This window comes from Thermosediminibacter litoriperuensis (assembly GCF_008124715.1).
In the GTDB taxonomy this organism is placed as follows: domain Bacteria; phylum Bacillota; class Thermosediminibacteria; order Thermosediminibacterales; family Thermosediminibacteraceae; genus Thermosediminibacter; species Thermosediminibacter litoriperuensis.
Map to the genome: position 1 here is coordinate 88,215 of NZ_VNHO01000002.1, position 23,112 is coordinate 111,326.

Here is a 23,112-nt window from a genome sequence, read left to right on the forward strand (position 1 = left end):
TCTCCTCTATGACCTGTACAGCTCTTTTGTTATGCCGTATTTTTTCAGGCGGTACTGCAGCGACTGCCTTTTTATTCCCAGCTTTTCGGCGGCCCTGGTTATGTTGCCGCCGGTGCTTCTTAAAACATCCAGTATCAAATCTTTTTCGTATTCGTCCACCCTGGATTTTACGTCTATTGCAGGATCGGGCTTTTTCTCTATGTAGTTCTTAAAACCTCCGAAACTGAGGTACTTCAGGTCCCTCACAGAGATATAGCCCCCGTCCACGTAATTCATTACGCCCTCGATCACGTGTTCCAGTTCCCTCACGTTTCCCGGCCAGGAGTATTCCCTGAAAATGCTCAGTACCTGCTGGTCTACGCCCTTTACATCCTTGCCGAATTTTGTGTTGTACTTTTTTATGAAAAAACTTACCAGCTCTTCGATGTCTTCCGGACGTTCCCTTAGCGGGGGAATCTCCACATAGATTACGCTTAGCCTGTAGAAAAGGTCGCTCCTGAGCCTGCCGCTTTGCAGCAGCTCCGATGGTTTTTCGTTGGTAGTGGCTATTATCCTGACGTCCACCGGGATGTCGAAGGTCGCCCCGATCCTCCTGACGACCCCTTCCTGCAGTACTCTGAGCAGCTTGCTCTGCAGCGAAAGACCCATGCAGTTGATTTCGTCCAGGAGCAGCGTGCCGCCGTCGGCCTGTTCGAACAGCCCCGGTTTGTCTTCGGCGCCGGTAAAACTGCCCTTTGTGGTGCCGAAGAGCAGGGCTTCCAGCAGGGTTTCGGGTAAAGCCGCGCAGTTCTGGGCTATGAAAGGCCTGTTTTTTCTGGGGCTTCCAGAATGTATGCTCTGGGCGAAGAGTTCCTTGCCGGTGCCGGTCTCGCCGTATATCAGTACCGAGGAGGTGGTGCCGGCCACCTTTTTCAGGAGCTCTACTATTTCCCTTATCTTTCTGCTGCCGCCAACTATGCTGTCGAAAGAGTATTTCAGCCCGACGTTTATAGACCGGGGCTTTTTACCTATGAGCTTTTGCTGGAGTTCCAGCACTTTCTGGGAAAGGGCATAAACCTCCGATACATCCCTGGAAATCTCCAGCGCCCCCAGTACCCGCCCGTTTTCGATGATGGGTATCGTGGTGTTGAGCGTCCTGATCTCCCTGCCCTTGTAGTTCAGGTACTGCTGGTAGCGGTTAAATATCGGCCGTCCGGTCTCGATGACCTGGTAAATGGTGCTTTCTTCTGGAGTTAGGGATGGAAATACTTCGAGAAGCTTTTTCCCTATTACGTTATTGGATTCCAGGCCTTCAAAACGGGTCAGGGTCCTGTTGTAGAAAATGATGTTGTAATCCCGGTCGACGATGATGATGCCCTCGTCCAGGGCATCGAAAATCCGCTTTACGGTTTCATAGGAGAGAATCTCCTTCAAACGCTTTTGGACCTCATTCATTTTTCATCACCACTTATAAGATTTTCTACGGTCAATCCGGGATTCCTTCCGTGCATAGAAAAACCGCAAAAAAATTTTGCTAAAAAACCGGTTTTGCATAGGAAGTAATTTATTGAATTTTATATATTTTATTAGATCGGAGGAAATTGGGAACCTACGTCGAATGCTTGAAAAGGGGAATAATAATGGCGATAGCGGCGACGAGGTTCTTGCAATAGTCCTGAAGACCTTGAAAACATGATACCAGGAGGGGGTTGGATGTTGGAAAGAGAACTCATCCGGCAGCTCACTGTGGAACTCACCAGAATAAAGAGCATAGTCGGCACCCCGGGAGAAATAAGGGTGGCCGAGAAAATTTACGATTTTTTAAAAGGCCTTGACTATTACGCGAAACACTCCGATTACCTCATGCTGTCGGATTTAAAGGAAGACGCCCTGGGCAGGAAAAACGTGATCGCCCTGCTGAAGGGGGAAAAGGGCAATTCCAGGAGGACCGTGATCCTCATAGGGCACATTGACACCGTGGGCGTAGAAGATTACGGAAACATTAGAGAATACGCCACCGATCCAGAAAGGCTGAAAGCGGTCCTCAGGCAAAAGGAGCTGGATGAAGACACCTTAAAGGACCTGGAGAGCGGGGACTGGCTGTTCGGCAGGGGGATATTCGACATGAAGGCCGGGGTGGCGACCCATATGGCCCTGATGAAGAAACTTTCGGAAAACGCCGGCCAGCTGGAGGGCAACGTGGTGTTCCTGGCCGTGCCCGACGAAGAGGGCAATTCCAGCGGCATGCTTTCAGCGGTGGATGAGCTGGTCCGGCTCGCCGAAAGCCACGACCTTGAGTACATGGCCGCTGTTGACACCGACTACATGGCGCCCCGGTTTCCCGGCGACGACAGGAAGTACATCTATATAGGCACCGTGGGAAAGATACTGCCCTGCTTTTACATATACGGCAAAGAGACCCACGTCGGGCAAGCCTTCGAAGGCCTCGACGCCAACCTGCTGGCTGCAGAAATACTCAAGGAAGTTGACCTGGCCTTCGACCTCTGCGACGTGGTTGAAAACGAAGCTTCGATCCCGCCTATAAGCCTGAGCCAGCGGGATTTGAAATCCAGGTACTCGGTGCAGACGGTGAACGAAGCCTACCTTTACTTCAATTACTCCACCCACAGCAGCCAGCCGGATGAGGTGCTGGCCAAACTGAAAGCCAAGGCTGAGAGAGCCTTCAAGAGTGTGCTGGATAAGCTCAATGACGAGTACAGGCGCTACTGCCGGGCCGCCGGTATGCCGTACAGGGAGCTGCCGTGGGAGGTACAGGTGCTGACCTTCGAGGAGCTTTATGCCGCCGTCAGAGCTGAGAAGGGCCACAGTATCGACGAATACCTAAAAAAACTTAAGGAGGAGCTATTGCGGGAAAAACCTGACGACAGAATATACAGCCTGCAGGTGGTGCGGGAACTGCACCGGCAATGGTCCAACAAGAACCCAGCCGTGATCCTGTTTTTCGCGCCGCCGTATTACCCGCACATTTACGTAAAGGGCGAAAATGAGAAGGAAAGAAAGCTGCTGGCAGCCGTAAACGAGGCTGTGGCCGGTGCGGACGCCCGGTTCCCCTACAGGTTTGAAATAAAGAAGTTTTACCCGTATATTTCGGACCTGAGCTATTTCTCGGTTTCAGAAAAAGTTGAGGCAATCAGCGCCCTGGTAAACAATATGCCGGGGTGGAACGAAATCTACTCGCTGCCTATCGAGTCCATAAAAAAATTGAACGTACCCGTCGTCAATATAGGCCCTTATGGCAAGGACGCCCATAAATTCACCGAAAGGGTTAACATATCCTATTCCTTCGAGGTGATGCCGGAAATCCTGGAGAGAACGGTGAAATTATTACTGGAGGGATAACCTGTGATCCACATTAAAGATGCTCATGTCTTTGCTCCGGAAGATATGGGAAATTGCGACGTACTTATCGAAGCCGGGAAAATCATATACGTAGGTAAAAGCTGTGAAGTAAGCGGCCCTTTTCAGGTGGAGGTGGTCCACCTGGAAGGTGCGAATCTTTGCCCCGGGTTTATCGACCAGCACGTCCACATCACGGGCGGAGGCGGTGAAGGAGGTCCGGAGACTTCGACACCGGAAATAAGGCTTTCCGACCTGACAAGAAACGGTATAACCACGGTGATAGGCTGCCTGGGGACCGACGGAATCACCAGGTCTATGGCAAGGCTTTACAACAAAGCCAGAGCCCTTGAAATAGAGGGTATTTCGACGTATATATTCACCGGCGCCTACCAGTTCCCTCTTCCCACCCTGACCGGGAGCATCCAGACCGATCTTATCTTTATAGACAAGGTGGTGGGGGTGGGAGAAGTGGCCATATCGGACCACCGCTCCTCCCACGCCTCAGCTGCTGAACTTGCCCGCCTGGCGGGTGAGGCCAGGGTGGCGGCCATGATAGGCAAAAAAGGGGGTAAACTACACCTGCACGTGGGCGACGGTGCCAGAGGCCTTAAAGCCCTTTTCCGCATAGCCGCGTCCACCGACGTGCCCCTCTCCCAGTTTCAGCCCACCCACCTCAACCGGTGCCGCAGGCTGATGGAAGAATCCATTGAATTCGCCATGGCGGGGGGATACTGCGATTACACCGCAGGCGAGGATATCCTGGAAGATGACGAGGTGACGGCAGCCCGGGCCATTTACGAGGCGTTAAAGGCGGGTGCACCGGCGCAGAATCTCACCATAAGCTCCGACGGCAACGGCAGTATGCCCGTATTTGATTCCTGTAAAAGGCTGGTGGGCATGGGCATAGGTGATGTTTCCGCCCTTTTAAAAAGCCTGAAGGCTATGGTCTTCAAATACGACATACCTTTTGAAACCGCTCTGGCCACGGTGACAAAAAATCCAGCCGGCATCCACAGGCTGGAGGGCAAAGGCGAGATAAGGGAGGGATTCGACGCGGACCTGGTGGTGATGGACGAGAATCTGGAGATCCGGAGCGTTATCGCAAAAGGGAGATGGATGGTCCGAGACGGAAAAGTACAGGTTTTCGGCACCTTCGAGAAATCGATGTGTGGAAAATAAAAAGCCTGCATCTTATCGGTGCAGGCTTAATTTCTCACCCTGGATATCGCTCCTGCGAGCACCGTCCTTGCCAGAAATACGGCTATGGCGCTGTCTATCAGGTGGTGCAGAAACGTTCCGGCGCCTACCAGCACGAAGGCTTTGTAAAGCGTAAAGCCGAAGGGCAGGACTACGAGGGATTCTCCAAGGGCGTGTACCGGCGCCGTTATCAAAAGGGCCATTTCAATGGAAGTACCTTGCTGAACCAGCTTCGCTCCGATGTAGCCGAAGATAACGTGGATGAATGCCCTGGCGGCTACGACCGGCCCCATCATGACGAGAAACCCGGTGGCCGAGCCTAGGCCAACCATTACCGCCACCAGCGGGTTGATTAAAAAGGCCAGCATGACCGGCACGTGGGAGGCTAGGGTCGCGGAAAAGGGCGGAATATAGATGCGCAGGTACCCGCCGAACGATATGGGAATTACCAGGGCCAAAGCGGTCAGCAGGGCGCCTGCGACCAGATTTTTTGTGCTCATAGATGTCCTCCGTTCAATTAGGTATCTGTATATATTCTAGTGTATATACAGATATATGTCAATATCATTTTGATCTCGTATCCCCGGCCGTGTCCATTTATAAGGGCTGGCGGGAGCAAAAAAAGAGGGCGCCCGTGATCCGGGCAACCCGTTGTTATTTCATTCCAGCAGTATCCCCTTTTTCTTCAGAATTTCACTGGCCTTTTTGATGGAGTCCTCGTTTATTGCCTGAATGGTGTGTAGGTGCACCCCCTGGGTGAGCTGGGAAAGGAGGGCGGCGTTGTGCTCCTCCATTTTTCTCGTAAAATCCTCCACGTCTTTGGAGTTATTGAGCATGAGCATGCCGTGGATTTCGCCGTAAATGGGGTGTTCCACTATCACGTCCACCACCCTGCAGCCGCATTCCACAAAGGTCATGAGCTCCTCGCGCGTTTCTTCCCTGCCGTGGCGGCACGCCACCTTTTTCGTTATGAAGCCGAGGGGCTCCATTATCATATAGCCCTGGGATGTGGCTATAATATCTTTCCCGGCGGCCCGGAGGACGGCCATATCCTGCACGATAATCTGCCGGGTAACGTTAAAAATCCTTGCGAGCTCGCCACCGGAAACCGGTTTCCTCTCCGCTTTAAGGATTTCCACAATTCTTGCCCTTCTCTCTTCGGCATTCATGTTTTTTCACCTCAGTTCTTGCGCTGATTAAATTATATCAAAATTTGCCTGCCGGATAAAATGCTTTGAAAGGAGGAAGTGGACGTTGGACCTTGATTTTTTTGCGGTAAATGAGATATAATGAAGTAACACTGGAACCCGGAGGGATGTTTTATGAAAACCGCGAAGACCATGTTTATTATTCTCCTTGTACTTCTGCTGGTAGTTATATTCATCAACGGATACAGGAAAGACTTCCGGGAACCGGCATCGGGTGATAACAAGCCTGAAGTTATTACTGAAAGGCCGGGCGAATCAGATGAACTTTCAGAGGATGAGACAGAAAAACCGGAAGAACCCGAGGCTCCCGAAGCTTTAAAAGGCCAGGCGGTTTACATCGGTCAGATAGACGATAACTCCATCGAAGTCAAGGAAGGGGACAGCTTCCAGGTATACAGGCTGGCACCCGAGATTAAGGACAGGTTTGACAGTTTCAACCTGAAAGAAAACGACCGGATCCAATTCATGTACTACGTCAATGAGAACAACCAGAGGGTGATGACCGAGCTGAAGAAGATGCCCTGACGATGCGACCCCGGCTTGACGCGGGGGTTTTAATTTAAACTGATATAAAAATTTAAGGAGGGCGATTTGGGGAGTCCCGGGGAACTACCGGAGGACTAGGTTTAAATTCCTGCTTTTTTTAGCCTTTTTATCGCATTGATTGTCCTCTTAACAATCGATAGAATATATATGATGCGGGATATGTTGCCGTAATTTACTGGAAATTGGAGGTTTTCTAAATGTTGTCTCAAATTATCAAGAGGGATGGAACGATTCAGAAATTCGACAGGGATAAAATAGAAAACGCTATTTTCAAAGCGGCCAGGGCTGTAGGCGGAAGCGACAGGACCATTGCGCGGCGCCTAACCGACGAAGTAATAAAAATCCTGGAAGAAAGATACCGGGACTCGGTGCCGACGGTGGAAAACGTACAGGATATAGTCGAAAAGGTGCTCATCGAAAACGGCCATGCCAGGACGGCAAAAGCGTACATACTGTACCGGAAGCAGCATCAGGACATGCGTGAATTCCGCAAAGTCTTTCTGGACATAGAGGATACGGTGGACAATTATATAGGCAGGACCGACTGGAGGATCAACGAAAACAGCAATATGGGCTTCTCGTTACAGGGGCTCAACAACCACATCTCCAGCGCAGTTATTTCTAAATACTGGCTTAGCAAGATTTACCCTGAAGAGGTTAGAGACGCCCATATCAGCGGAGATTTTCACATCCACGACCTGGGGCTCTTATCGGTTTACTGCTGCGGCTGGGACCTGAGGGATCTTTTGCTCTCGGGCTTTACGGGTGTGAAGGGCAAGGTGGCCAGCAAACCACCTAGGCACTTCAGGTCCGCCCTCGGGCAGATAGTTAATTTCTTTTACACCCTGCAGGGAGAAGCCGCCGGAGCCCAGGCCCTGAGCAACTTCGACACGTACCTCGCCCCCTTTATACATTACGACGACCTGAGCTACAAGGAAGTCAAACAGGCGATGCAGGAATTCATATTCAACCTGAACGTTCCGACCAGAGTGGGCTTCCAGACTCCCTTTGTCAATATTACGCTGGACCTGGTCCCGCCGGAGATAATAGCCAGGGAGCCCGTCATCATCGGCGGCCGGTTTATGGACAGGACTTACGGCGAATTTCAGAAAGAAATGGACATGTTGAATATGGCCTTCGCCGAGGTAATGATGGAGGGAGATGCCAACGGCCGGATTTTCACCTTCCCCATCCCAACCTACAATATAACAAAGGAGTTCGACTGGGATAACCCTGTTGTGGATAAAATAATGGAGATGACGGCCAAGTACGGCCTGCCCTATTTCTCCAATTTCATCAACAGCGACATGAAACCTGAAGATGTGAGGAGTATGTGCTGCCGCCTTCGTCTGGACAACCGTGAGCTTAAAAAGCGCGGCGGCGGGCTCTTCGGCGCCAACCCCCTGACCGGCTCCATAGGCGTTGTGACGATAAACATGCCCAGGATCGGTTACACCTCTAAGAGCGAAGGCGAATTTTTCGAGAAGCTTTCCCGGCTCATGGACATCGCCAGGACCAGCCTGGAGATAAAGCGCAAGGTGCTGGAGAGGATGACGAGGGAAGGGCTTTACCCCTACGCCAGATTTTACCTAAGGGATGTCTACGAGCGGTTCGGCGCCTACTGGCAGAACCATTTCAACACCATCGGCCTCGTTGGGATGAACGAAGCCCTGAGGAACTTCATGGGGTGCGGCATCGAAGACCCGGAGGGCAGGAATTTCGCCCTTAAAGTGCTGGACTTCATGAGGGAAAGGCTTTCCCAGTATCAGGAGGAAACCGGCGAACTTTACAACCTGGAAGCCACCCCGGCGGAAGGAGCTTCCTACCGGTTGGCGAGAAAGGACAGGGAGATTTTCGGAGAAAAGATCATAACCTGCGGCCAGGACGAGCCCTACTACACTAACTCCACCCAGCTTCCGGTGGACTTCACCGATGACGTATTCGCCGCCCTGGACCATCAAGAGGAGCTGCAGTGCAAGTACACCGGCGGCACCGTTTTCCACATGTTCCTGGGAGAAAAGATGGACAAATCCACCTGCAAGGCTCTGGTGAGAAAAATAGCGGAAAACTACCGCATACCTTATTACACCGTGACGCCTACGTTTTCGGTATGCGAGGACCATGGCTACATCTCCGGCGAGCACTTCCAGTGCCCTACCTGCGGGCGTGAATGCGAGGTTTACAGCCGGATAGTGGGCTACTACAGGCCCGTCCAGTGCTGGAACAACGGCAAGAAGGCGGAATTTGCCGACAGAAGGGAATACAGGATATATGCCGTTAATATATGATTTTATGCCGGTATCTGCCGCCGATTACCCGGGCGTTGTGGCGTGTACCGTGTTCCTGCCGGAGTGCAATTTCCGGTGTCCGTACTGCCACAACAGCCCGCTGGTAGCGGGCAGCCCGAAGGGCAGGGTACCGGAAAGTGTGTTTTTTGAGTATCTGGAACGCAGGAAAAAGTTGATCGACGGTGTGTGTATAACCGGCGGCGAGCCTACGCTGTGGAGCGACCTTCCGGAATTTGTCTTAAAGCTCAAAAAAAGGGGATTGAAAGTCAAGCTCGATACCAACGGTTCCAGGCCTGAAATCTTAAAAGAGCTTTTGAATGAAGGTTTAATCGACTATGTCGCCGTCGACATAAAGACCCGTCCGGAACGTTATGGTATTTTTGCCACCGATGAAAGCCAGATTGCCGGAGTGAGGGAAAGCGTAGAACTGGTGAGAGCTTCTAAAGTCGACTACGAGTTCAGGACTACGGTGCACGAAAGAATCCACTCGTCCGAAGACTTTGACGCAATTGGCCGGTGGCTTTCGGGGGCAAAAAGATACGTGCTCCAGGGATACCGCTTCTCCGAAGGCGTGCTGGATCCGGCATTTTGCGGGAAAAAGCCCTGCGACGGCGCACTGCTGGAAAGGGCGAAGGAAAGGCTCCGGGCGAGCTTCGGCGAAGTGGTTATACGAAATTAGGAGGCGTTGAGTATGCTCACATGCCAGGTGTCCCTCTTCCCGCTGGGAAGGGAGGATTACGAGAGGGTTGTGCTTAAATCTCTGGAATCCCTCGCGGAGTTTGACGTGGACGTGGATGTAACTCCTTTGAGTACGCTGATCCGGGGCGATGAAGAAGAGGTCTGGAAGGCGGTGCGGGCCCTTTACGACGCGGGAGCCCGCGAGGGCGGAAAGGTGGTCGTGTTTTTGACCCTGACCAACCGCACCGGAGAGACCGGCAGCAGTTAATGTAATTTAAAGCGATAAGTTCAAGAACCTGCGGGAGAAGTTTTCTCCCGTTTTTATTTTCATATTGCCGAATGGTTTGGATCTATAGTATAATCTTATTAATCATATATATGTTAGATACATATATAGACTATAGGAGGTATCTTATTATGTGCGGGTGTCACGATAGATCCCATCACCGCGGGGGCGAACCGGGATGTCCGGGTTTCAAGATGGAGAAGTTTATGCAGCCCTGTATGCTCCTTCTTCTCTATGAAAAACCGGCCCACGGCTATGAGCTGATGGAAAAGCTGGCTGAGTTCGGCTTTGGCGGTTATCTGGATCCGGGAGCCGTTTACAGGAACCTCAGGAAAATGGAAGAAGAGGGCTGGGTTAGGTCCGACTGGGAGACCGGAGAATCCGGCCCTGCCAGAAGGCTTTACACCATAACGCCCGAGGGCGAGGAAGCCATCCATGCCTGGACCGTCCACATTATTAACCAGATGGGGAGGCTTAAGGTATTTATCGAAAAATACGAAGGGCTCTTCCGGAAAAAGGAAGACGGAAAGTAGGGGGGAAGGGTTTGTTCACAGCAGTCCTGTATGCGATTTCTATCAGCTTCCTGCTCTTTTCGCTGGCCAGGGATCGCAAAAAGACCAAAACGGCCGTATTGAAGGCATGGAAGTCCTTCGCCAACCTATTGCCGGCCTTTTTGGGCGTGCTTTCTCTGGTCGGCCTGGTTTTGACTGTGCTGAACCCCGATGTGATTTCCCGGCTCATCGGAGCCGAGACCGGCTTTAAGGGGATGATGCTCACTTCCGCTATAGGGGCCGTCACCCTGGTACCGGGTTTCGTGGCTTTTCCCCTAGCCGCTTCGCTGCTGGAAAGGGGGGCGGGTATCATGCAGCTCGCCGTGTTCATCTCCACGCTAATGATGGTGGGCGTGGTTACCCTTCCCCTGGAAATAAGTTATTTCGGGCGGAAAGAAGCTTTTTTGAGGAATGCAATGGCTTACCTCTTTTCCTTTCTGGTGGCTTTTATCATAGGGATGGTGGTATCATGAAAAACCTTAAAGCTTACGGACTTTTCCTGGCGGTTATCGCTGTTGACCTTGCCATTCTGGTTTATGACAGGGGGCTCGGCGCCAGGATAATCGCCAATACCAGCCGAAATTTTCTTCAGATGGCGGGCGTTATCCCACCGATCTTTTTGCTGCTGGGACTGCTGGACGTGTGGGTGCCAAGGGAGACGGTAGTAGGGCTTTTGGGGGAAAAGTCCGGTATAAAAGGCGTGCTCCTCAGTGTATTTCTCGGTGCTGCCGCGGCGGGACCCCTGTACGGTGCCTTCCCCGTGGCGGGGGTAATGATCAAAAAGGGAGCCAGGCTTTCCAACATACTCATCTTCCTGGGGGCCTGGTCGACCCTGAAAATACCCATGTTCCTCTTCGAGATGTCCTCTCTGGGGTATAAGTTTGCGGTGACCAGGTGGGCTGTGGACGTATTCGGGATAATAATAATGGCCCATCTGATAGAAAGGCTCCTGACCCGGGAGGAAAAGGAGGAAATATACAGGAGGCACGCTGCGGACTTCTAAAGATTTTCGGCTCGGTTATCCGGGTTCTTATTTTTTTAGCAGTATAGGGCATATTGAGAATTGAAAAATATACAAAAATGAGTGAAAAAATTACCCGTTCGCGGTTGCCTTCCGGAGGTTTTTGCTATAATATAATAGAGACTTTTTTTGGAAGGAAAGTGTTCGTGAGGGAATTTTCGGCGGTCATATTGAACGGGGGGAAGTCTTCCCGAATATCCGTAAAGAATAAAGGCCTCCTGAAGATAGGAGGAATGACCATCCTGCAAAGGATCATTGCTGTGCTGGAGCCGCTATTCCAGGACATCCTGGTTATATCCAACTCCCCCGGGGAAATCGATTATCTCGAAGGCCGCTGCCGTATATTCCGGGATGAAGTGGAGGGGCTGGGCCCTCTGGGGGGCATATACACCGGCCTTAAGAAAATGGAGAACCGGGCCGGGTTTTTCGTGGCCTGCGACATGCCCTTTTTGAGCGCAGAGCTCATAAATATGCTGCTCGACGCCTCCGGGGGCTTTGACGCGGTATGCCCCCGGTACCGAGGGCTGATCGAACCCCTTCACGCCGTTTACAGCAAAAACTGCATCGATGCCATTGAGGTCCTTATTGAAAAGGGAAGCTCCGTTCGGGTGAGGGACCTGTTCGATATGGTAAATACCCGGTATGTTGATATAGATAAAGAAAAAATCCGCCTTGGATTTTTTAACATAAATACTAGGGAAGACTATGAAAGGGCGCTGCTGTTGGAAAAGGATTCAACTCCGGGTGAACCGGTTTTAAAGGGGGGTTATCCATGACTTTACTGGAACTTGCCGTAATACTGGGGATATCCAGGATCGGCGGCTACCTGGCCGCAAGATTCAACCAGGTGAACGTGCTGGGCCAGATCATTGCCGGCCTTCTTATAGGACCTTCGGCCTTGGGCCTGGTCCACTCCGAGCACGTGCTGGAGTTCATGGCCGAAATAGGTGTAATTCTTTTAATGTTCCTGGCAGGCCTCGAGACCGACACGTCGGAGCTCATCGCGTCGGGATTATCGTCCACGGTCATTGCCGCCGGAGGGGTTGTATTGCCCTTCGCTGCAGGTGTCTGGGCCGGGCTCGTCGGTGGGGTTACCCTGCCCGAGGCCCTGTTTTTAGGGACCATGCTGACGGCCACCTCGGTCAGTATAACGGTGCAGGCCCTGAGAGAAATGGGAAAGCTGAACTCAAAAGAGGGTATAGCAATTTTGGCTGCGGCGGTGATCGACGATGTGATAGGTATAATCCTCCTTACATTTATAATCGGCTACGTTTCCGGAGGAGCCAGCATCCTGCCGCTGATGGAGAAAATAGGCGTATTCGCGGTCTCGGTAGCTGTCCTGGCATTCCTGCTTCACCGGTACGGTGAGCGCATAATAGAGATAATGAAACCGGGGACCAGGCTCATAACCTTCGCCCTGGTGCTGTGCTTCAGCGTGGCTTACTTCGCGGAGAAGGCCGACATTGCCGCCATCACCGGTGCTTACATAGCGGGCCTGATTTTCTCGAACTACGATGCGAAAGAAAAAATTGTCCGCGGTGTAGAAGAAATGGCCTATCTCTTTTTCACACCGATATTTTTCGTCAGTATAGGGCTGAAGGCTGACGTCAGGGCCATGCTGGGCGGTATTGGCTTCAGCCTTCTCATAATAGCCGTTGCTGTGCTCGGCAAGATTTTTGGGTGCGGGCTCATGGCAAAGCTGGTGGGATTCAGCTGGAGGGAGGGCTTTACGGTAGGCGCGGGCATGGTGCCCAGGGGAGAGGTGGCCCTTATCATCGTCAACCTGGGCCTGAAAAGGGGTATCGTATCTCAGAGGATTTTCACCGCTTCCGTGCTGATGGTTCTGGTCACCACCCTGGTGGCTCCGCCGCTTTTAAAGCTGCTTTTCCACAGCGCAGAAAATATTGAGGGGAGTGAAGGCGATGTATCTCATGGTAATAATCCTTAACCGGCCCGAACTTTTAAAAAAGCTCCTGACGGTGATGAAAAAGAACGGGGCCAAGGGGGCCACGGTGCTGGACTCCATGGGGCAGGGCGCTATTATGAAAAGTTTTGAAGAGGACAGACCCATGATCGCCAGCATTAAAAAATTGAAAGAAGATGGACTTTTCGTGAATAAGACCATCCTTTCGGTTATAGAGGATAAGAAAAAGCTCCAGGACATAGCCGATGCCGTGGAGAGGGAGATAGGCAGTTTCGCTGAAGACAGCTCAATGGGAATAATGTTTTCCGTGCCCCTCAATATGGTGAGAGGCGGCAAACTCGGCCGTTACGACGGAGAATTAGAATGAGAAAAGGGGGCTAAAGATGCAGTCGGGATTTGCGACAAAAAGGGTCATAATAGGGTCCGATGGGTTTAAAAAAGTGGTCGATATCGCTTCGCCGAACAAAATAGGGCTGCCCAACGGTCATATAGATTCGACGCTGCTTGCGGACGTAAGCCCGGGGGGCAGTTTTGAGGTGAACGGCGCGGTTTACCACGTGCTGACCTGCGACATGTTCGATTACGTGATGTACTACCTGAAGCGCCGCACCCAGATCGTGTATCCCAAAGAGGGAGCTTATATACTCATGCGCCTCGACGTCTCTCCGGGCAAGCGGGTGGGGGAAGCCGGCACCGGCTCTGGAGCCTTCACTGTGTGCCTTTCCAGGGCTGTGGGCCCCGAGGGCAGGGTGTACACCTACGAGCAGCGGGAGGAGTTTCATAAGCTCGCCGAGAAGAACATCAGGGGCTTTTCTGAATTCGATAACGTGGTGATGCGCAACAAATCCATCACTGAGGGAATAGAGGAAAGGGACCTGGATGCCTTTTTCCTGGACGTGAGAGAACCGTGGGAGGTCATGGCCGAAGTCAGGAAAGCGCTCAAACCCGCCGGCCACCTGGGGATCCTGGTTCCGACGGCGAACCAGGTTTCGGAGACCATGAGCTCCCTGAATCAAAACGGCTTTTACATCTCCGAAGTCGTTGAAATCATGATGCGGAAGTACAAGCTGGTCCCGGAAAGGCTGAGACCCGAGGACCTTATGATAGGCCATACCGGCTACCTGATTTTTGCAAGAAAACTGGGAGAGTAAAAGGCTTCGACCGGCCTTTTATTCTCCTTTTTATCCGCCCAACCATTCCCTTAACTATATCCTCTTATCAGCCTGGGTTTTTCCTTAGGTGATTCGTAAAGGTAAATGGAATCAAATTCGATGCCGGTCTTTTCGACGGCGTCGATTAAAGTCCGTTCAACGGTGTTGGTCACCTTTGCGGCCACACCGCAGCTGGAGCTGATTTCACGGGGTACCGGCACCAGCTGAAAAGATATACCGGTGCCCTTCATTCTTGACTCGAACCGCAGCGCGTGGTGGACCGACGGAAAAGTTATCATAAAAAAAGGGTACTTATCGATCATACAGTTCTACCTCGATATCCTCAAAATAAATTCGCCGCTGAATTTATTATCTCCACATTGTACCCGGAATTTTTTGCAAGCCGGGTGTTCTCTTTCACTAACAATTGTACAATACTATTTAGATGGAACGCATTTGAAATGTAAATACAAATCAATGATTTCTATAGATTATATCTATAATATTATCCATATCACGGCATCCGGTTAGTACAATCAAACACGGAACAAGATGTCCGATTGAGCTTTCTACAAGTTTGTATTATAATCTTCTTAAAGCGCGGCATATTGCCGGATTTTCGGCTGTTTTACAGCTAATTATTTTAGATTAGACCCCGGGGAGGTGAACCCGTGGAAAAGATAAAACTGACCGAGCTCACCTGCAGTTCCGGCTGAGCGGCCAAGCTTTCGCCTTCGGCGCTGTCGCAGGTCCTGCGGCACTTACCCGTAATAAAGCACGAAAACCTGCTGGTGGGCCTTGAAACTTCCGACGACGCGGCGGTTTATAAAATAAACGAGGAGCTGGCCGTTATTCATACGGTGGACTTTTTCACCCCGGTGGTGGACGACCCCTACCTCTTCGGGCAGATAGCCGCCTGCAACGCCCTGAGCGACATATACGCCATGGGGGGAAGGCCCCTGCTGGCACTGAATATCGTGGGCTTTCCCGAAGAGCTGGTGGAGGATGTACTGCCTCTGGTGATGAAGGGCGGTGCCGACAAGGTGATCGAAGCCGGGGCTATAATAGCAGGAGGCCATTCCATAAAGACTCCTGAGCCGGTATACGGCCTTTCGGTGCTGGGCGCGGTGCATCCCGCCGGTGTACTTACCAATGCCGGGGCCAAACCCGGAGACGTTATAGTTCTTACGAAACCCCTGGGGACAGGCGTATTCACTACCGCCGCCAAGACCGGAATGGCTGATAGCCGGATTGAAAGAGAAGCGCTTGAGACCATGAGTACCCTCAATAAAGCTGCTTCGGAAGCCGCCGTCCAGGTGGGCGTAAACGCTGTAACCGACATAACGGGCTTCGGGCTCCTGGGCCACGCGTATGAGATGGCTGCGGCTTCTCAGGTAACCATTAAAATAAAGGTGGAAAAAGTTCCGGTTATTCCGGGAATATTCGAATACGCCGCTATGGGACTTTTGCCGGGGGGCCTCTACGCTAACCGGAAGTACCTGGCGGATAAGGTTGTTCTCCCGGAAAATATCAGGGAAGAACTGGCCGATGTTCTTTTCGACCCCCAGACGTCGGGAGGCCTTTTGATATCCTGTCCGGAACAGAAAGCCGCCGTCCTGATGGAAGAACTTAAAAACAATGGCGTAAAATGGGCGTCGATTATAGGCCGGGTTGAAGAAAAATCTGGTAGGGATATAATAGTGGAGTGAAAAATGGGTTATACTTTTATAAAAGGTAACCCATTTTTTTTATTTTCTTAAATCAATATAATATGGTAAAATAAAAGTGAGGACGGGAGGTGAAGACGATTGCTCAAATATATACTTGCGGGAATCATAAGTTACTTAATAGGATCCATATCCTCCGCCCACCTGATCTGCAAAAAATACTACGGTATCGATATAAGGAAATACGGCAGCGGCAACCCGGGTGCCACCAATGTGTTCAGGGTGGTTGGCGGCAGGGCCGCGGTAGCAGTGTATGCGGCCGACTTTCTGAAAGGATTTCTCGTTGCTGCGCTGGCTAAATTAATAGGAGGCGACACACTGGCGCTTTTCAGCGGCCTTTTCGTCATTGTTGGTCACGACTGGTCTTTATTCCTCAACTTCAACGGCGGCAAGGGCATAGCTACCAGCATGGGGGTTGTAATTGCCCTGGCTCCTAAGGCGGCACTGTTTTCCTTTATGGTGGGAGCAGCTGCGATACTGCTGACGAGATACGTGTCCCTGGGGTCCGTTGTCGGTAGTGCATTCTTCCCTTTATTCCTTGTGATTTTCCGTTACCCGGCCAAATACATAGCGTACGGCGTAATAATAGCTGCGATAGCCATTTACAGGCACAGGACCAATATAAAAAGGTTGATTGCGGGCAAGGAGCATAAGCTGGGCGAGAAAATCAGGCCTTAAGAATTGTGCGAAAATATATTTAAAAATGACCGAAAATATAAAATATCTGGTTTTTATAGTAATATTTAGTGCAATTCGGAATCAAATTTATTGGACGAAGGTTATGTGAAGATCTAATATAATTTGGTAAAAAGTATCCACCGTATTTTGTAAGCTTGATACTTTTTCCCAACAAACTCGTCAATTACTGGGACTTGCCTGCTGGCACAAATTTTGCAATTAAAAATAAACAGAAAAAGAAAGAATTTTATTTAGATTAACCCTAAATCGGGAGTGAAACCGTTGAGAGATATACTGGCTGACCTGAAGGCCTACCCGATTATAGCGGCGATTAGGGATATTGATGCTGTAGACCTGGCCCTGGATAAACCCGTCAGGTGCATATTCATGCTTGCAGGCGATATCCTCAATATTAAATATCCTGTCACCCACATAAAAAAGGCGCGAAAAAGGGTTTTTCTTCACATGGATTTGCTGGAAGGCGTGAGCAAGGACGCCGCCGGCTTGAGATACGTGTCTGAAGAGATAAGGCCCGACGGGATAATTACGACCAGGAGTAATTTGATTTCTTCGGCGAAGAGCGAGGGCATTTTTGCCATTCAGCGGGCGTTTTTCCTCGACAGCCAGGCCGTTGACACCGCCGTCCGCACCATACGGCAGGTAGACCCCGACGCGGTAGAGATTTTACCGGGAGTAATACCGAAGATCATAAAGAGGTTACACGAAAACGTCAATCACCTGTTGATAGCCGGAGGCCTAATCGAGGACAAAAAAGAGGTGAACGATGCTCTGGAAGCCGGAGCTTGGGCCGTATCCGTCAGTAGGGAGGACCTTTGGGATGCCTTCTAAAAAGCAATAGTTGGAAGACGGGGGACTCGGAGAGCTGGAGAAGTCCTCCCGGAAGGTAATAAATTTGCCTTTTCCGGGAGGGTTTTTATTTAAGCAGGGGAGGTGATAAAAAACACGACCGGTCTTTTTCACAAGAAGATTTTAATGGGAGGGGTTAAAGAATGAATTTGAGGCGTATTCTCATGGGCATGTGCACGGGGGCCTTTGTAGGCTTCGGAGTATTTACCATATGGCCCTCAAGCCTGGCCCGGTGGAACTGGCTGGGCGGCTGGCTCGCGGCTGGAATCATAATAACGACGGGCTGGCTGGTAAATCACTATGCCGGCAGTATACCCAACAAGGGCGGCGGCGCTTGGGTGGATATGGCTCTGTCGGTATGGCTTTCGGCCCTGCTCGGCGGGACCGTAGTGCTCGACCCGGTAAAGGGCCTTGTCAGGGGAGCTTACGGTATCTTACACGGTGCCAACTTGGGCGGTGCACTGATGACCATATTCCTGCAGCTCGTCGGGGCGACGCTGGCCGGATATCTCCTATACGCTGCGAGAAGGAGTGATGTGTAATGTGGACATGGCAGCACGTGCTGACCACCATTTTCGGGGGTATTATTTTCCCGCTGGTCATCGGCCTGGTATGGGGCAAACTGGCCGATGAATACAAGAGCTTCGGAGGAGTCCTGGCCGGCTTTTTCATAGTGGGTACCATATGGCTTTTGAACCACGGCATCGGGCTGATGTATGAACCCCAGATGAGCGGAGGTTTGCCCGGTCCGTGGAGCGATATGGCCCTAGCGGCCTTCTGGGGGCTCTTTGTAGCGGATCTGATGGAAGGTAAGAAGATAGACTGGGAACCGGTCCTTAGCGGTCTCCTGGGCGGGGTGCTCGGAGGACTTTTGCTCTTCGCAATGGTATAAAAATATTATTATAAACGGGAGGGTATATTTTATGACGAGATACGTAATGGCCCTGGATCAGGGGACTACCAGCTCGAGGGCGATAATTTTCGACGAAAACGGCTCCATAAAAAGCGTCGCCCAGAAGGAATTCACCCAGATTTATCCCAGGCCCGGCTGGGTGGAGCACGATCCCATGGAGATCTGGGGAACCCAGGTAGGTGTCGCCAGGGAAGCCATGGAGAAGGCGCGAATAACGCCGGATGAAATAGCTGCCATAGGCATCACCAACCAGCGCGAAACCACCGTTGTTTGGGATAAGCATACCGGTAAACCCGTGTACAACGCCATTGTGTGGCAGTGCCGCAGGACGGCTCCCATTTGCGACGATTTAAAGGCAAAAGGACTGGCCGATGCGATCCGCAGCAAAACCGGGCTGGTGGTAGATGCGTATTTCTCGGGTACCAAGATCAAGTGGATTCTTGATAACGTGGAGGGCGCAAGGGAAAAAGCGGAAAGAGGAGAGTTGCTTTTCGGCAACGTAGATACGTGGTTGATTTGGAATCTCACCGGCGGTAAGGTTCATGTCACCGATTATTCCAACGCCTCGAGAACGATGATTTTTAACATCCATACCCTCGATTGGGATGACGACATACTCAGAGAGCTTGGAATTCCCAGGGCGATGCTCCCCGAGGTAAAGCCATCGAGCTTCGTCTACGGACATACCGACCGCGAAATATTTTGGGCCGAGGTGCCTATAGCCGGCGATGCCGGTGATCAGCAGGCGGCTCTCTTCGGTCAGGCCTGCTACAAGCCAGGTATGGCCAAAAACACCTACGGCACCGGCTGCTTCATGCTGATGAACACCGGTGAAAAGGCTGTGGAATCTCAAAGCGGACTCCTGACCACTATAGCCTGGGGCGTTAACGGCAGGGTCGAATACGCCCTCGAGGGAAGTATATTCATAGCCGGCGCCGTGGTCCAGTGGCTCAGGGACGAGCTCAGAATAATCGACACTTCGGCCCAGAGCGAGGAATACGCTATGAAAGTGGAGGATACCAACGGTGTATACCTGGTGCCGGCCTTCGTCGGGCTGGGAGCGCCCTACTGGGATATGTACGCTAGGGGTGTTATAGTGGGCCTTACCCGCGGGGCCAAGCGCGAACACATAATAAGGGCGGCTCTTGAATCCATTGCGTACCAGACCAGAGATGTGCTTGAGGCCATGCAGAAGGATTCCGGCATAACGCTGACGAACCTCAAGGTTGACGGGGGCGCCGTCGCCAACAATTTCCTGATGCAGTTCCAGTCCGATATTCTAGGCGTTCCGGTTTCTAGGCCTAAAGTAACGGAGACCACGGCTCTGGGGGCGGCTTACCTGGCGGGCCTTGCCATAGGATACTGGAAGGATATGGATGAAATCGCCGCCAAATGGCAGATTGACCGGGAGTTTAAACCGGCAATGGCGATGGAAGCCAGAGAAAAACTTTACTCCGGATGGAAAAAAGCAGTGAAAAGAGCCCTCGATTGGGAGAAGGAATGATCGATTTTTTGTCGAAGTACTACTACAGTAAAAGATAAATTGCTGTTAGAAAGTTGTGGTGGAGAAGAGGAGAACCACACCTTTAGGTGTGGTTCTCTTTACTTTTTTAGGGGTCATCAATTTAAGGAGGTCAATCAAATGGTAGATGTGGTTATAATAGGCGGGGGTGTCGTGGGATGCATGATCGCCCGTGAATTGTCCCGGTACCAGCTGAAGACTGTACTGCTGGAAAAGGAAGACGATGTGGCGAGCGGCACCAGCAAGGCCAACAGCGCCATAATCCACGCCGGCTACGATGCAAAGCCCGGTACCCTGAAGGCCAAGTTAAATGTGAGGGGCAACCCTCTTTTTGACAAAATTTGCAGCGAGCTTGATGTACCCTTTAAGAGGATAGGTTCTCTCGTGGTTGCTTTAAACGAGGAAGAGGTCAAGGTGCTGGAAGAATTGCTGCAAAGGGGGAAGACCAACGGCGTTCCCGGCCTCGAGATTATAAACCGGGAAAAGCTGATGGAAATGGAACCCAATATCAGCAGGGAGGCCCGGGCGGCGCTTTATGCGCCGACGGCAGGCATCGTATGCCCCTACGAGCTGACGATTGCCCTGGCGGAAAATGCCAGCCGGAACGGGGTGGAAATAAAGCTGAATTCCCCGGTCCTGAGTATAGGGGTAGAAAACGGGGAAGTGCTGGCCGTCAGGACCCCGGGAGAAACTATTTACACCCGGTATGTTGTGAACGCCGCGGGCCTTTTCGCCGACGAGATATCGAGAATGGCGGGGGCGGAAGACTACCGCATAACGCCGCGAAAAGGCGAATACCTGATCTTCGACAGAAGGTTCGGGGGTATCGTAAACACAGCAATATTCCCAACGCCTACAAAAATATCCAAGGGCATTCTCGTATGCCCTACGGTTGACGGCAACTTTTTCATCGGCCCCAATTCCAACGATGTCCGGGAAAAGGACGACGTGGCAGTTACACAGCAGGGGATTGAAGAAATAATAAAAAGCGCCCGCAAGCTAGTGCCCGAACTGCCCCTGAAGCACGTCATCGCCTCCTTTGCCGGGTTGAGAGCCGTGTCTAATACCGATGACTTCGTTATAGGGGCCTCGAAGAAAGTCAAGGGCTTTATCAACGTCGGAGGCATCCAGTCGCCAGGGCTCTCCTCCGCACCAGCCATCGCCGAAATGGTTGTCGGTATTTTGAAGGAAGAGGGATTGGAGCTAAAAGAAAAGAGCGACTATAATCCTGAAAGACCGCAAATTTTCAAATTCCGCCGTCTCAGCTGCCAAGAAAAAAGGGAGCTGATAAGGCGAAATCCGGCCTACGGCCGCGTGATCTGCCGGTGCGAGACGGTGACCGAAGGGGAAATAATCGATGCAATCAGAAGGCCGGTGGGTGCCCGGAGCCTGGACGCCGTAAAGCGCCGTACCAGGGCCGGGATGGGTAGGTGCCAGGGGGGTTTTTGTTCGCCCAGAGTGGTGGAAATCCTGGCCAGGGAGCTCGGTATAGACCCCCTGGAAGTAACCAAATGCGGCAGCGGTTCTGAAATATTGAGGGGAAGGACGAAAGAATTTATTGAGACTGGTGGTGTTACCGGTGCAAAATAGAGAGCTTGTCATAATCGGTGGAGGACCCGCAGGGCTGTCAGCTGCTGTGGAAGCCCGCAGGCTGGGGATAAAGGATGTGCTCGTCATAGACAGGGAATCGGAGCCGGGTGGGATATTGAAGCAATGCATTCATACCGGGTTCGGACTGCACGTCTTCAAGGAGGAGCTTACCGGCCCCGAGTACGCGGAGCGCTTTATAGAACAAGCCGAAAACCTTGGCGTGGAAATCATGCTGAACACTATGGTGATAGAGCTCACAGCGGACAGGCGCATAGTGGCGGTTAACAGCCGGGAAGGGCTGATAGAAATCCAGGCGAAGGCGGTCATCCTTGCTATGGGATGCAGGGAGAGGACCAGGGGCGCCATCAACATTCCGGGTTTCCGGCCGGCGGGTATTTTTACCGCAGGCACTGCGCAGCGGTTTGTCAACATCGAAGGCTATATGCCTGGGCGGGAAATAGTCATCCTGGGCTCGGGAGATATAGGGCTGATAATGGCAAGGCGCCTCACCCTAGAGGGAGCCAAGGTCCGGTGCGTCGTAGAGATAATGCCCTACTCCAACGGCCTCACGAGGAACATCGTGCAGTGCCTGGAGGATTACGGCATTCCCTTGCTCTTAAAGCACACGGTTGTCAACATCCACGGTAGAAAAAGGGTAGAAGGGGTTACCATCGCCGAAGTCGACGACGACATGAAGCCAATCATGGAGACCGCGAAATTTGTTCCCTGCGATACGCTGCTTTTGTCTGTCGGCCTGATACCGGAAAACGAGCTTTCAAGGCTGGCGGATATAGAAATAGACGAGGTCACCGGAGGTCCGGTGGTAAACCAGCGGATGGAGACATCGGTCCCCGGCATTTTTGCCTGCGGCAACGTGCTGCACGTCCACGACCTGGTGGATTACGTCACCCAGGAAGCGGTGTCGGCTGCGAGGGGAGCCGCCTCGTACCTGGCCGACGGAGGCAAAAAATACAAGCACATACCCGTTTCTCCGGGGAATGGACTGAGATACGTGCTGCCCCAGAGAATAAACGTAGACGCAATGCCGGAGGAAAGGCAGAACTTCTTTATGCGAAGCGTCAGACCCATGGCGAAGGCAAGGCTCTTCGTAGAATCGGAAAGGGGTGTAATAAAATCAAGCGTGTTGAGGTACGTCAAGCCCAGCGAGATGATAAGCATCCAGCTGGATCGCGATGAAATGAGGGGGATTAAAATGTTAAACTTCAGCCTTCGGGAGGAAGGTGACAGCGTTGAGCGCGGCGAATGAGGAAAGGACGGTAACCTGTATAGTGTGCCCCAGCGGGTGCAGGATTAAGGTGGGCATAGAAGGGAGTGAAATAGTCCGGATCAGCGGTAACCAGTGTAAGAGGGGTGCCGATTACGCCAGGGCTGAAGTCACTCAGCCCATGAGGGTGCTGACCACCACGGTACGGCTGGAAGACGGCCGGCTGCTGCCTGTGAAGACGGCGAGCCCTATACCGAAGGTCCTGCTCTTTGACGCCGTAAAGGAATTGAGCGGCGTGAGGGTAAAAGCGCCGGTAAAAATCGGCCAGGTGATTTACTCCAACGTGGCCGGTACCGGCGTCGATGTGGTGACTACCCGGAGCTGGAACTAAAATACCGGCG

26 protein-coding genes are annotated in these 23,112 nt (G+C 52.0%); 22 read left to right on the plus strand and 4 right to left on the minus strand.

Features of this window, described 5'->3' with window-relative positions:
• Window positions 1–6 precede the first annotated feature (6 nt).
• A complete protein-coding gene (locus tag LZ11_RS01365) occupies window positions 7–1,434 on the minus strand; it encodes a sigma-54 interaction domain-containing protein (RefSeq protein WP_148865917.1) in 1,428 nt (475 codons plus the stop codon).
• A 258-nt stretch (window positions 1,435–1,692) separates the two neighbouring features.
• Between LZ11_RS01365 and LZ11_RS01370 the strand changes: the two genes are divergently transcribed.
• Together LZ11_RS01370 and iadA are read left to right on the plus strand one after the other, a co-directional pair.
• A complete protein-coding gene (locus tag LZ11_RS01370; RefSeq protein WP_148865919.1) occupies window positions 1,693–3,339 on the plus strand; it encodes a M20/M25/M40 family metallo-hydrolase in 1,647 nt (548 codons plus the stop codon).
• A 3-nt stretch (window positions 3,340–3,342) separates the two neighbouring features.
• A complete protein-coding gene (gene iadA, locus LZ11_RS01375; RefSeq protein WP_148865921.1) occupies window positions 3,343–4,518 on the plus strand; it encodes a beta-aspartyl-peptidase in 1,176 nt (391 codons plus the stop codon).
• A 26-nt stretch (window positions 4,519–4,544) separates the two neighbouring features.
• On the opposite strand, the gene LZ11_RS01380 is transcribed toward iadA, so the two are convergent.
• On the minus strand, window positions 4,545–5,036 hold the full coding sequence (locus tag LZ11_RS01380; RefSeq protein WP_148865923.1) for an ECF transporter S component: 492 nt from the start codon (window positions 5,034–5,036) through the stop codon (window positions 4,545–4,547).
• A 159-nt stretch (window positions 5,037–5,195) separates the two neighbouring features.
• The gene (locus tag LZ11_RS01385; RefSeq protein ID WP_148865925.1) at window positions 5,196–5,705 is read right to left on the minus strand and encodes a transcription repressor NadR; all 510 of its coding nucleotides are present in this window, start codon (window positions 5,703–5,705) and stop codon (window positions 5,196–5,198) included.
• Between the two features lie 153 nt (window positions 5,706–5,858).
• On the opposite strand from LZ11_RS01385, the gene LZ11_RS01390 reads away from it, so the two are divergent.
• The 11 genes from LZ11_RS01390 (at window position 5,859) to LZ11_RS01440 (ending at window position 14,189) form a co-directional block, all read left to right on the plus strand.
• The gene (locus LZ11_RS01390; protein WP_148865927.1) at window positions 5,859–6,269 is read left to right on the plus strand and encodes a hypothetical protein; all 411 of its coding nucleotides are present in this window, start codon (window positions 5,859–5,861) and stop codon (window positions 6,267–6,269) included.
• A 218-nt stretch (window positions 6,270–6,487) separates the two neighbouring features.
• The gene (locus LZ11_RS01395; RefSeq protein WP_148865929.1) at window positions 6,488–8,578 is read left to right on the plus strand and encodes a ribonucleoside triphosphate reductase; all 2,091 of its coding nucleotides are present in this window, start codon (window positions 6,488–6,490) and stop codon (window positions 8,576–8,578) included.
• On the plus strand, window positions 8,562–9,257 hold the full coding sequence (locus tag LZ11_RS01400) for an anaerobic ribonucleoside-triphosphate reductase activating protein (RefSeq protein WP_148865931.1): 696 nt from the start codon (window positions 8,562–8,564) through the stop codon (window positions 9,255–9,257). The genes LZ11_RS01395 and LZ11_RS01400 overlap by 17 nt, the downstream gene beginning before the upstream one ends.
• A gap of 12 nt (window positions 9,258–9,269) precedes the next feature.
• Window positions 9,270–9,524 (plus strand): YkoF family thiamine/hydroxymethylpyrimidine-binding protein, encoded by a 255-nt coding sequence (locus tag LZ11_RS01405; protein WP_148865932.1) that lies wholly within the window; start codon window positions 9,270–9,272, stop codon window positions 9,522–9,524.
• Window positions 9,525–9,673: 149 nt separating this feature from the next.
• The gene (locus LZ11_RS01410) at window positions 9,674–10,075 is read left to right on the plus strand and encodes a PadR family transcriptional regulator (protein ID WP_148865934.1); all 402 of its coding nucleotides are present in this window, start codon (window positions 9,674–9,676) and stop codon (window positions 10,073–10,075) included.
• An 11-nt stretch (window positions 10,076–10,086) separates the two neighbouring features.
• Entirely contained in the window at window positions 10,087–10,566 is a 480-nt protein-coding gene (locus LZ11_RS01415; protein ID WP_148865936.1) for a permease, read from the plus strand.
• Window positions 10,563–11,096, plus strand: coding sequence for a permease (locus LZ11_RS01420; RefSeq protein WP_148865938.1), 534 nt, complete (start codon window positions 10,563–10,565; stop codon window positions 11,094–11,096). The genes LZ11_RS01415 and LZ11_RS01420 overlap by 4 nt, the downstream gene beginning before the upstream one ends.
• A 164-nt stretch (window positions 11,097–11,260) precedes the next feature.
• Entirely contained in the window at window positions 11,261–11,890 is a 630-nt protein-coding gene (mobA, locus tag LZ11_RS01425) for a molybdenum cofactor guanylyltransferase (protein WP_170240255.1), read from the plus strand.
• Window positions 11,887–13,062: a cation:proton antiporter gene (locus LZ11_RS01430; protein ID WP_148865942.1), complete on the plus strand. Its 1,176-nt coding sequence runs from the start codon at window positions 11,887–11,889 to the stop codon at window positions 13,060–13,062. Before mobA ends, LZ11_RS01430 begins: the two co-directional genes overlap by 4 nt.
• Complete coding sequence (locus LZ11_RS01435) at window positions 13,037–13,405, plus strand: P-II family nitrogen regulator (RefSeq protein WP_148865944.1); 369 nt, start codon at window positions 13,037–13,039, stop codon at window positions 13,403–13,405. The genes LZ11_RS01430 and LZ11_RS01435 overlap by 26 nt, the downstream gene beginning before the upstream one ends.
• A gap of 16 nt (window positions 13,406–13,421) precedes the next feature.
• Window positions 13,422–14,189 carry a tRNA (adenine-N1)-methyltransferase gene (locus LZ11_RS01440; protein ID WP_148865946.1) on the plus strand — a complete coding sequence of 256 codons (768 nt, stop codon included), beginning with the start codon at window positions 13,422–13,424 and terminating at the stop codon, window positions 14,187–14,189.
• A gap of 50 nt (window positions 14,190–14,239) precedes the next feature.
• Here LZ11_RS01440 and LZ11_RS01445 read toward each other — a convergent pair whose 3' ends face one another.
• On the minus strand, window positions 14,240–14,512 hold the full coding sequence (locus LZ11_RS01445; protein WP_148865947.1) for a putative Se/S carrier protein: 273 nt from the start codon (window positions 14,510–14,512) through the stop codon (window positions 14,240–14,242).
• 348 nt (window positions 14,513–14,860) lie between these two features.
• On the opposite strand from LZ11_RS01445, the gene selD reads away from it, so the two are divergent.
• From selD to LZ11_RS01490, 9 genes are all read left to right on the plus strand, one after another.
• Window positions 14,861–15,898 carry a selenide, water dikinase SelD gene (selD, locus tag LZ11_RS01450; protein ID WP_148865949.1) on the plus strand — a complete coding sequence of 346 codons (1,038 nt, stop codon included), beginning with the start codon at window positions 14,861–14,863 and terminating at the stop codon, window positions 15,896–15,898.
• Between the two features lie 99 nt (window positions 15,899–15,997).
• Window positions 15,998–16,594, plus strand: coding sequence for a glycerol-3-phosphate 1-O-acyltransferase PlsY (gene plsY / locus LZ11_RS01455; protein WP_148865951.1), 597 nt, complete (start codon window positions 15,998–16,000; stop codon window positions 16,592–16,594).
• Between the two features lie 282 nt (window positions 16,595–16,876).
• The gene (locus tag LZ11_RS01460; RefSeq protein WP_148865953.1) at window positions 16,877–17,443 is read left to right on the plus strand and encodes a glycerol-3-phosphate responsive antiterminator; all 567 of its coding nucleotides are present in this window, start codon (window positions 16,877–16,879) and stop codon (window positions 17,441–17,443) included.
• A gap of 161 nt (window positions 17,444–17,604) precedes the next feature.
• Window positions 17,605–18,003, plus strand: coding sequence for a Lin0368 family putative glycerol transporter subunit (locus LZ11_RS01465; protein ID WP_148865955.1), 399 nt, complete (start codon window positions 17,605–17,607; stop codon window positions 18,001–18,003).
• Window positions 18,003–18,353 carry a Lin0368 family putative glycerol transporter subunit gene (locus tag LZ11_RS01470; RefSeq protein ID WP_148865957.1) on the plus strand — a complete coding sequence of 117 codons (351 nt, stop codon included), beginning with the start codon at window positions 18,003–18,005 and terminating at the stop codon, window positions 18,351–18,353. Before LZ11_RS01465 ends, LZ11_RS01470 begins: the two co-directional genes overlap by 1 nt.
• Before the next feature lie 31 nt (window positions 18,354–18,384).
• Window positions 18,385–19,878, plus strand: coding sequence for a glycerol kinase GlpK (gene glpK / locus LZ11_RS01475; RefSeq protein WP_148865959.1), 1,494 nt, complete (start codon window positions 18,385–18,387; stop codon window positions 19,876–19,878).
• A gap of 138 nt (window positions 19,879–20,016) precedes the next feature.
• Complete coding sequence (locus tag LZ11_RS01480) at window positions 20,017–21,486, plus strand: NAD(P)/FAD-dependent oxidoreductase (protein ID WP_148865961.1); 1,470 nt, start codon at window positions 20,017–20,019, stop codon at window positions 21,484–21,486.
• Entirely contained in the window at window positions 21,476–22,753 is a 1,278-nt protein-coding gene (locus tag LZ11_RS01485) for an NAD(P)/FAD-dependent oxidoreductase (protein ID WP_148865963.1), read from the plus strand. Before LZ11_RS01480 ends, LZ11_RS01485 begins: the two co-directional genes overlap by 11 nt.
• Window positions 22,737–23,102, plus strand: a complete 366-nt coding sequence (locus tag LZ11_RS01490; RefSeq protein WP_148865965.1) for a DUF1667 domain-containing protein — start codon at window positions 22,737–22,739, stop codon at window positions 23,100–23,102. Before LZ11_RS01485 ends, LZ11_RS01490 begins: the two co-directional genes overlap by 17 nt.
• Window positions 23,103–23,112 lie beyond the last annotated feature (10 nt).

What these genes read in the sequence shown, in the direction of transcription:
- LZ11_RS01390 (WP_148865927.1), top strand. Translation starts at nt 5,859, where the DNA reads ATGAAAACCGCGAAGACCATGTTTATTATTCTCCTTGTACTTCTGCTG.
- LZ11_RS01465 (WP_148865955.1), top strand. Translation starts at nt 17,605, where the DNA reads ATGAATTTGAGGCGTATTCTCATGGGCATGTGCACGGGGGCCTTTGTA.
- LZ11_RS01410 (WP_148865934.1), top strand. Translation starts at nt 9,674, where the DNA reads ATGTGCGGGTGTCACGATAGATCCCATCACCGCGGGGGCGAACCGGGA.
- LZ11_RS01430 (WP_148865942.1), top strand. Translation starts at nt 11,887, where the DNA reads ATGACTTTACTGGAACTTGCCGTAATACTGGGGATATCCAGGATCGGC.
- LZ11_RS01370 (WP_148865919.1), top strand. Translation starts at nt 1,693, where the DNA reads ATGTTGGAAAGAGAACTCATCCGGCAGCTCACTGTGGAACTCACCAGA.
- LZ11_RS01400 (WP_148865931.1), top strand. Translation starts at nt 8,562, where the DNA reads ATGCCGTTAATATATGATTTTATGCCGGTATCTGCCGCCGATTACCCG.
- LZ11_RS01470 (WP_148865957.1), top strand. Translation starts at nt 18,003, where the DNA reads ATGTGGACATGGCAGCACGTGCTGACCACCATTTTCGGGGGTATTATT.
- LZ11_RS01420 (WP_148865938.1), top strand. Translation starts at nt 10,563, where the DNA reads ATGAAAAACCTTAAAGCTTACGGACTTTTCCTGGCGGTTATCGCTGTT.
- LZ11_RS01480 (WP_148865961.1), top strand. Translation starts at nt 20,017, where the DNA reads ATGGTAGATGTGGTTATAATAGGCGGGGGTGTCGTGGGATGCATGATC.
- LZ11_RS01380 (WP_148865923.1), bottom strand. Translation starts at nt 5,036, where the DNA reads ATGAGCACAAAAAATCTGGTCGCAGGCGCCCTGCTGACCGCTTTGGCC.
- LZ11_RS01435 (WP_148865944.1), top strand. Translation starts at nt 13,037, where the DNA reads ATGTATCTCATGGTAATAATCCTTAACCGGCCCGAACTTTTAAAAAAG.
- glpK (WP_148865959.1), top strand. Translation starts at nt 18,385, where the DNA reads ATGACGAGATACGTAATGGCCCTGGATCAGGGGACTACCAGCTCGAGG.
- LZ11_RS01395 (WP_148865929.1), top strand. Translation starts at nt 6,488, where the DNA reads ATGTTGTCTCAAATTATCAAGAGGGATGGAACGATTCAGAAATTCGAC.
- LZ11_RS01405 (WP_148865932.1), top strand. Translation starts at nt 9,270, where the DNA reads ATGCTCACATGCCAGGTGTCCCTCTTCCCGCTGGGAAGGGAGGATTAC.
- LZ11_RS01365 (WP_148865917.1), bottom strand. Translation starts at nt 1,434, where the DNA reads ATGAATGAGGTCCAAAAGCGTTTGAAGGAGATTCTCTCCTATGAAACC.
- LZ11_RS01440 (WP_148865946.1), top strand. Translation starts at nt 13,422, where the DNA reads ATGCAGTCGGGATTTGCGACAAAAAGGGTCATAATAGGGTCCGATGGG.
- LZ11_RS01445 (WP_148865947.1), bottom strand. Translation starts at nt 14,512, where the DNA reads ATGATCGATAAGTACCCTTTTTTTATGATAACTTTTCCGTCGGTCCAC.
- LZ11_RS01385 (WP_148865925.1), bottom strand. Translation starts at nt 5,705, where the DNA reads ATGAATGCCGAAGAGAGAAGGGCAAGAATTGTGGAAATCCTTAAAGCG.